This window comes from Streptomyces sp. SID3343 (assembly GCF_009865215.1).
Classification (GTDB): Bacteria; Actinomycetota; Actinomycetes; order Streptomycetales; family Streptomycetaceae; genus Embleya.
Map to the genome: position 1 here is coordinate 1 of NZ_WWJX01000838.1, position 8,061 is coordinate 8,061.

The 8,061-nt window shown below is 69.5% G+C and carries 6 protein-coding genes; 2 read left to right on the plus strand and 4 right to left on the minus strand.

Annotation, left to right across the window (positions count from 1 at the left end):
* Window positions 1-33: 33 nt before the first annotated feature.
* Window positions 34-633 (minus strand): DUF1707 and DUF4870 domain-containing protein, encoded by a 600-nt coding sequence (locus tag GT354_RS26230; protein WP_161358843.1) that lies wholly within the window; start codon window positions 631-633, stop codon window positions 34-36.
* Window positions 634-918: 285 nt separating this feature from the next.
* Window positions 919-3,027, minus strand: a complete 2,109-nt coding sequence (gene glgX / locus GT354_RS26235) for a glycogen debranching protein GlgX (RefSeq protein WP_161358844.1) — start codon at window positions 3,025-3,027, stop codon at window positions 919-921.
* A gap of 110 nt (window positions 3,028-3,137) precedes the next feature.
* Here glgX and GT354_RS26240 point away from each other — a divergent pair, with 110 nt between their 5' ends.
* Both GT354_RS26240 and GT354_RS26245 read left to right on the plus strand, forming a co-directional pair.
* A complete protein-coding gene (locus GT354_RS26240; protein ID WP_202512306.1) occupies window positions 3,138-5,231 on the plus strand; it encodes a beta-propeller domain-containing protein in 2,094 nt (697 codons plus the stop codon).
* Window positions 5,232-5,385: 154 nt separating this feature from the next.
* Window positions 5,386-5,844, plus strand: coding sequence for a MaoC family dehydratase (locus GT354_RS26245; RefSeq protein ID WP_161358845.1), 459 nt, complete (start codon window positions 5,386-5,388; stop codon window positions 5,842-5,844).
* Between the two features lie 108 nt (window positions 5,845-5,952).
* Here the strand turns inward: GT354_RS26245 and GT354_RS26250 are convergent, their stop codons facing one another.
* Both GT354_RS26250 and GT354_RS26255 read right to left on the minus strand, forming a co-directional pair.
* A complete protein-coding gene (locus GT354_RS26250) occupies window positions 5,953-7,125 on the minus strand; it encodes an NADH:flavin oxidoreductase (protein ID WP_346012179.1) in 1,173 nt (390 codons plus the stop codon).
* Window positions 7,122-7,736 (minus strand): TetR/AcrR family transcriptional regulator, encoded by a 615-nt coding sequence (locus tag GT354_RS26255; RefSeq protein WP_161358846.1) that lies wholly within the window; start codon window positions 7,734-7,736, stop codon window positions 7,122-7,124. Before GT354_RS26255 ends, GT354_RS26250 begins: the two co-directional genes overlap by 4 nt.
* Window positions 7,737-8,061 lie beyond the last annotated feature (325 nt).

Sequence of the window (8,061 nt, forward strand, 5' to 3'; positions counted from 1 at the left end):
CCACCGACGCCACCGACGCCACCGACGCCACGGTCACTTCTTCACAAGCCGCAGATTCACCGCATAACGCATCGAGTCGCCCCCGAACGCGCGAGCACCGCCCAGGAGTGCGCCCACCGAAGCCGCGGCGAACAGGAGTTCGTCCACGAAGCCGACGAAAAGGATGGCCGGGACGAGCAGAATCAGCGAGATCAGGCAGGTCAGGTGAAAGTTGAGCGCCTCGCGTGCGTTCGTGCGGACGAACTCCGAACGACTGCCCACCGTCTTCCCGATCACCAGTGGCCCGACCACCGGAGCGACGAACGCGGCCCAGTGCGCGGTGGCCGCCCACCCTCGTTCGGATCTCGGCCGACCGGGCTTCATCGGCCGAAAGGACGCCCTGGAACCGTTGTTGATCCATCCCGGCGGCTGAACCGGCGGGTGCGGCATGGCCGGCAGGCCGCTCATCGGCATCGGCGGCGCGGGCATCGGCAGCAGGAGGTCGTCGAGCAGGGCCTCCAGGTCGGAGCGGGTACGGCCCGCGAGCGCCGCGGCGACTCGTTCCTCGAACTCCTCGCCGTTCAACCGTCCTTCACCGAACGCGTACTTCAGATGATCGATCGTGCGTTCACGATCCGCGTCGCCGACCCGCATATTCGGTGGCATACCGTACCAATAGGGTGGATGTGGACCGGAATTCGGATGCATGCACGACTCCTCTCGCTGTGCACACGGCTCCATACAGCATGCGCCGCGAACGGAGCTCGGTCCATCAGGGATAACCCCTGGTGCGACCCTGAGACAACATCCGCAGGTATGACCGGGTTCCGACCCCGGTACCACCCCGTGCCCCACGACCGCTCCCGCCAACGCCCCGCCGACGCCCCGCCAACCCCCCATGAACGCCCCGCCGACGCCCCACCGCCGTCCCACCCGACCTCAGAACAGCCGGCGCAGCAACCGCATCGAGCGTGCCTCCAGGTGCACGACGCCGGCCGCCTTGGCCGCGGGTCGGTCCCGGTCGAGCACCACGCTCGCGCTGTCGAACACGGTCTCCCACGCGGTGCCGTACTCGCCGGGCGGCAGGGTGAAGTCCAGATCGCCCTCGGAGGCGTTGAAGACCAGGAAGAACGAGTCGTCCTCGATGTGCTCACCGCGCGGCCCCGGCTCGCCGATCGCCCGGCCGTTGAGGAAGACCGAGACCGCCTTGTTGAACCCGGCGTGCCAGTCCTGTTCGGTCATCGGCTTGCCGCTCGGTGCGAACCACGCGATGTCGGCCAGGGCGCCGCCCTCTATCGGCTTCCCACGCAGGAACCGACGCCGCCGAAAGACCGGGTGCTCGCGCCGCAGACGGATCAGCATCTGTACCCATTCGAGGAACACCCAGTGCTCGCGGCCGCGTTCCCAGTCGACCCAGGAGACCTCGTTGTCCTGGCAGTAGGCGTTGTTGTTGCCACCTTGCGTGCGCGCGATCTCGTCGCCGTGCAGCAGCATCGGGATGCCCTGCGACAGGAGCAGCGTCGCGGCCATGTTGCGTTTGATCTTCTCCCGCAGCGCGAGCACCTCGATGTCGGTGCTCTCTCCCTCGACACCGCAGTTCCACGAGCGGTTGTGGCTCTCGCCGTCGCGACCCTCCTCGCCGTTGGCGTCGTTGCGCTTGTGCTCGTAGGACACCAGGTCGTGCAGCGTGAAGCCGTCGTGCGCGGTGACGAAGTTGACGGAGGCGGTCGGGCGCCGCCCGTCGTGGCGATACATGTCGCTCGATCCGGTCAGCCGTGCCGCGAAGTCCGGGAGCATGCCCGGCTCACCGCGCCACAGGTCGCGCACGGTGTCGCGATACCTGCCGTTCCATTCGGTCCACAGCGGCGGGAAGTTGCCGATCTGATAGCCCTCCTCGCCGACGTCCCACGGTTCCGCGATGAGCTTGACCCGGCTGACGACCGGGTCCTGTTGGACGAGGTCGAAGAACGCGGAAAGCTTGTCCACCTCGTAGAACTGCCGGGCCAGCGCAGCCGCGAGGTCGAAGCGGAAGCCGTCCACGTGCATCTCGGTGACCCAGTAGCGCAGCGAGTCCATGATCATCTGGAGCACGTGCGGGTGCGACATCCGCAGCGAGTTGCCGGTCCCGGTGGTGTCCCAGTAGTAGCGCGCGTCCTCTTCCGACAGCCGGTAGTACGCGCTGTTGTCGATGCCCCGGAACGACAGCGTCGGCCCGAGGTGGTTGCCCTCGGCGGTGTGGTTGTAGACGACGTCGAGGATGACCTCGATGCCCGCCTGGTGCAGGCACTTCACGAGGTAGCGAAACTCTTGGACCTGTTGCCCGAGCGTGCCCGTCGAGGAGTAGGCGCCGTGCGGCGCGAAGAAGCCGATCGTGTTGTAGCCCCAGTAGTTGCCCAGCCCCTGGGAGACCAGATGGCCGTCGTTGACGAACTGGTGGACCGGCATGAGTTCGATCGCGGTGACCCCGAGCGCGCGGAAGTAGTCGATCATCTTCGGGTGCGCCATGCCCGCGTAGGTGCCGCGGATCTCGTCCGGGATGTCCGGGTGGGTCATCGTGAGCCCGCGCACGTGCGCCTCGTAGATGACGGTGTCGTGATACTCGTGCCCGGGCCGGTGGTCGTCGCCCCAGTCGAAGTACGGGTTGACCACGACCGAGGTCATCATGTGCGGCGCCGAGTCGATGTGGTCCATCTCCTCCGGTCGGCCGAACCGGTAGGCGAACACCGGTTGGCCCCAGTGGATCTCGCCGTCGAAGGCTTTGCCGTACGGGTCGAGCAGGAGCTTGGCCGGGTTGCACCTGATCCCGGCCCGCGGGTCCCACGGCCCGTGCACGCGGTAGCCGTAGCGCTGCGCGGGTTGCAGACCCGGGATGTATCCGTGCCAGATGCCGCCGTCGACCTCACGCAGCGCGACGCGTTCCTCGCGTCCACCGGCGTCGATCAGGCACAGGTCCACGTCGGTGGCGACGTCGGAGTACAGGGCGAAGTTGACCCCCGTCCCGTCGTAGGAGGCACCGAGCGGATACGGATGTCCTGGCCACAGCGTCATCAGGTGATTCCCTTCGCGGCCGGCGGGCTTGTACCGGAATCTGCCCAGGTTGCGGAAAGGGAACCGTTGCGAGTGCGGAACCGTTCGAACGCGCGCTCCGTCACAGGGCCATGCGAAACCACGACCGTTCGAAGCGCGGGGCCACGACCCTGCCGATACTCGCGCTGGCCGCCGGCCTGATCGTCTCGGGGTGCACGTCCTCGGGCGGGTCGAGCCCCGAGAAGCGGTTCCCCGATCCCCTCGTCGCACCGGCGGGTGACGTCATGCGGCTCGCCGCGTTCGACTCGTGTGACACGCTGCTCGACGATTTCCGCAAGGCCGCGCTCCGGGACGAGCGTGCGACTCCCCCGAACCAGGGCCAAGACCAGCCCAAGAGCGCCCGCGTCCCGAACGAGGCCGGCGCGCCCGCGCCGCAGGCGCCCAACGCCCTCGCACCGGAGCAGGCGGATTCGGGTTCCGCGTCGGACAGCGGGGCCGCCGCGCCGGACCACTCGACGACCAACACCCAGGAGAAGGGCGTCGACGAGCCGGACCTGGTCAAGACCGACGGGCGCCGGGTGGTGACGGTGGCCGGCGGCAACCTGAGCGTGGTCGACGTCGCGACGCACAAGGTCACCGGCACCCTCGCCGTACCGGGCGCCGCGGCCGGCGAACTGCTCCTGGCGGGGGATCGGGCCCTGTTGATCGTGCCCGAGGGCGGCTACCTCGCCGACGGCCCGACCACGCGCGGCAGTTCGGCCAAGTCGCTGCCCCCGTCGGGCGGGGGCAGGGCCCGGATGATGTTGGTCGACCTGACCGGCACGCCGCGCACGCTCGGCGAGTTGACCGTGGACGGCGCGTACGTGGACGCCCGCCAGGTCGGCAACACCGCGCGGATCGTGGTCAAGTCCACGCCGCGCCGCCCACAGGGCACCTCGGGTACGACGCAGGAGCGGATCCGCAGGTCCACGATCGGCGACTGGCTGCCGCAGTTCACCCTCGCGGCGCCCGGCCGCAACGAATCGGGCACCCTCACCGACTGTGCCAAGGTAAGCCGCCCGCTGACGGATCCGGGCGAGCCGGGGCACACCGCGCGCACGACGGTCAGCGTGCTGTCCTTCGACCTCGCCCGCGACCTCGGCAAGGGCGACCCGGTCACGGTCGCGGCCGACGTGGACACCGTGTACGCGTCGGAGGCGAACCTCTACCTCGCGACCACCTACAGCAAGCGGGCCCAGGCCGCCGGCAACGACGCCAAGGTGATCGGCGGCGGCCCGCCCACGGCGCGGACCGCGCTCCACCAGTTCGACATATCGGGCTCGGCTACGCCCCGCCTCGTCGCCACCGGCGACGTCCGGGGCGGACTGCTCAACCAGTACTCGATGTCGGAGTACGCGGGAAGCCTGCGGGTCGCCACGACGAGTACGAACGCCGGCGGCTCCACCCCGGGCCGCGTTCCGGCCCCGAGCGGCTCGGGCGCCGGTACGGACGTCGCCCCGCCCGGCGACTTCGCGCCGAGGGCGGCGACCGAGTCGGCGGTGACGGTCCTGCGGCGCACGGGCTCGGATCTGCTGCCGGTGGGCCAGGTCGGCGGCCTGGGCCGCAACGAGCGGATCTACGCGGTGCGTTTCACGGGGCCGATCGCCTACGTGGTGACGTTCCGCCAGACGGACCCCCTGTACACGCTCGACCTGAGCGACCCGGCCAAGCCCAGGGCGGTCGGCGAACTCAAGATCAACGGCTACTCGGCCTATCTGCACCCGATCGCGAACGGCAGGCTGATCGGGGTCGGTCAGGACGCCACGAGCAGCGGGCAGCGGCTCGGCTCGCAGGTGTCGCTCTTCGACGTGAGCACCCTGGCGAACCCGAACCGGGTCGCGCAGTATCAGGTGCCGCAGGCGACCTCCGAGGCCGAGTTCGACCCGCACGCTTTCCTGTACTGGGACAAGGAAGGCATCCTGGTGCTACCGGTCACCGAACGCAACACGGCGAGCCGGCCGGACCTTTCCCAGGGTGAGGACGGCGCGTACGCGAACCCCTCCTATGCGCTCGTGCTGCGCGTCGACGGCAGCACGATCACCTTGATCGGTCAGGTCTCGCACCCCGGTACGCAGATCCGCCGGTCGATGGTGATCGGCACGCAGTTGTGGACCGTCTCGACGGCGGGCATCGAGGTGAACCGACTGGCGGACGTGGACCAGGTGGCCTGGATCCCGCTCGGCTGAACCCTGAGCCCTGAGCCCTGAGCCCCGGACGCGAAGGGGCGTTCGGCGTCGAGCCTTCCCGGCGTCGAGCGTCCCGCGCGTGGCGTGCGTCGGATGGTCTGTTATACACGAGACACGTGATCTGACAGACCATCAGAAACCATCGGGAGAGCACATGGCCGCCACCGTCTTCACCGACCTTCAGCAGATCAAGGACTCGGTGGGCAAGCACCTCGGCCACAGCGAGTGGTTGGAGATCACGCAGGACCGGATCAACCGCTTCGCCGACGCGACCGGCGACCACCAGTGGATCCACGTCGACGTCGACAAGGCGAAGGACGGCCCGTTCGGCGCTCCCATCGCGCACGGCTACCTGACCCTGGCCCTGTCCAATCTGTTCCTGCCGCAGATCGTCGAGGTACGGAACATCTCGATGGGCGTGAACTACGGCGTCGACAAGGTGCGCTTCCCCGCGCCGGTCGTGGTCGGCTCGCGGGTGCGCGGCGGCGCCGAGATCGCGGCGGTCACCGACATCACGGGCGGCATCCAGGTGACCATCCGAATCACCATCGAGATCGACGGCGCGGCCAAGCCGGCGTGCGTGATCGACTCGATCACGCGCTACCTGGCCTGACCCGGAGCGCACCAACACCTGACGGTGCGTCAGCGGGCGGAGGCTCCCTGACGCACCGTCATGCCGCCTGCGGGCACCCGCACTCGCGGTCGCGCTCGACCCGGCGACCTACGCGTGCGGCTCGATCAACACGCAACGGGTGCGGCTGTAGATCGTCGGCATGCACCTGTTGCAGTGAATGCACAACGAACGAGTCTCCCGCTCGGCCGCGATCCGGTTGATCAGGTCCGGCTCGCGCAGCACCGCCCGCCCCATCGCGACGAACTCGAAGCCCTCGGTCATCGCGAGGTCCATCGTGTCGCGGTTGGTGATCCCGCCGAGCAGGATCAGCGGCAGCGTGAGCTCGGCCCGGAACTGCCGGGCGGACGCGAGCAGATACGCCTCCTCGTACGGGTACGAGCGCAGGATCTGCTTGCCGATCAGCTTGACCCCCAGCCGCTGCGGCTGCGGGAAGGTCGCGGCGAACTCCGGCACCGGGGCGTCGCCGCGGAAGAGGTACATCGGGTTGAGCAACGAGCTGCCCGCGGTCAGTTCGAGGGCGTCGAGCGAGCCGTCCTCCTCCAGCCACTTGGCCGTTTGGATGCTTTCGTCGAGCCAGATGCCGCCCGGGACGCCGTCCTCCATGTTGAGCTTCGCGGTGACCGCGATCCGGTCCCCCACCGCGTCGCGGACGGCCCGACACACGCCCCGCGCGACCTTGGCCCGGTTGGCGAGCGAGCCGCCGTAGGCGTCCGTGCGGTGGTTGAGCTTGGGGCTGAGGAACGCGCTCGCGAAGTAGTTGTGGCCGAGGTGGATCTCCACCGCGTCGAAGCCGGACTCGATCGCGAGCAGCGCGGCCTCGGCGTGGGCCCGGGTGATCCGGGCGATGTCGTCCGCGGTCGCGGCCTGGGTCGCGCGCATGCTGAGCGGGTTGAACATCTTGCCCGCCGACAGCGCCGGGAGGCGGTTGGACTTGGCGTTGGCGACCGGGCCCGCGTGGCCGAGTTGGGCGGAGACCGCGGCGCCCTCGGCGTGCACGGCGTCGGTGAGCCGGCGCAGCCCCGGCACGGCTTCGGGGCGCATCCAGATCTGGTGTCGGTCGGTGCGCCCCTCGGGCGCGACGGCGCAGTAGGCCACCGTGGTCATCCCGATGCCGCCGGCGGCGGGGCGGCGGTGGTACTCGATCAGGTTGTCGGTGACCAGCGCGTCGGGGGTGGCGCCCTCGAACGTCGCGGCCTTGATGATCCGGTTGCGCAGTGTGAGCGGACCGAGCTTGGCGGGTGCGAAGACGTCGGGTATCACAGGTCACCTCGTTGTGTGCTGGGCGAAGGGCCGGGCCGCGGCGCGTCGAGGCCCGCGGTGACGAACGCGGCGACCACGTCGGGCGCCGGTGTCGGGACGAACGCGTCGGCGACCGGTTGGCCGTACAGCTGGAGCAGCAGGTCGAACGCGAGCCGCCAGCGGTCCGAGATCTCGCGCGGGCCCAGGTCGGGCCGGGCGGCGCCGAGCAACTCGCGCCAGGGTTTGTGGCGAAACCACGGGTCGTCCCACGGCAACTCGGCCCCGGACAACACGGTGCGCGCGAGCAGTTGCAACAGCATCGGCCCGTTGGGCTCGCGCGCGAGCCGGTCGAACGGTTCCACGATGACGGCGACGATCTCGCCCACGGAGGGCGTCCATCCCCGCTCGCGGGCCTGGCTCAGCTCGCCCAGGGGCCCCGCCCACAGTGGGCCGAGCCGCTCCTGCAACAACGCCACGACCAGATCGCGCTTGGCCCCGAAGTGGTAGTGCACGGCAGCCGGATTCATCCCGGCCGCGGCATTGACCGCCCGTACCGAGACCTTGTCGTACCCCTGAGCCAGAAAGAGCCGCTCGGCCTCGTCGAGCAGCCGGGCTCGCGATCGTGCTGTCACGGCACGCAGGAAACCACGAACATCCAGCATTTTCAATCACTGATTGAAAATGTGCCGAGGGATCTTCGATCACTGGCGGAAAACCCCACAGGGCAAAAAAAGATCTCGGGGTCGTGAGTGGGAGAACGCGGGTTCCCCGTCCACGACCGCGAGATCGTTTCGGCGGTTCGGTGCCGGTGCGCGGGTCAGCCCAGCGGGACCACCAGGACCGGAGAGTGGGCGTGCTCGGTGGCCGCGGTGGCCACGTGGCCCACCCAATGGCTCAGGGGGCCGCGGCGGCGGCGCACGCCGACCACTGTGAGGGCGGCCGTGCGCGACGCCGCCA

Coding starts and splice junctions, on each gene's coding strand:
- glgX (WP_161358844.1), bottom strand. CDS start 3,027: ATGACGCTGTGGCCAGGACATCCGTATCCGCTCGGTGCCTCCTACGAC.
- GT354_RS26240 (WP_202512306.1), top strand. CDS start 3,138: ATGCGAAACCACGACCGTTCGAAGCGCGGGGCCACGACCCTGCCGATA.
- GT354_RS26230 (WP_161358843.1), bottom strand. CDS start 633: ATGCGGGTCGGCGACGCGGATCGTGAACGCACGATCGATCATCTGAAG.
- GT354_RS26245 (WP_161358845.1), top strand. CDS start 5,386: ATGGCCGCCACCGTCTTCACCGACCTTCAGCAGATCAAGGACTCGGTG.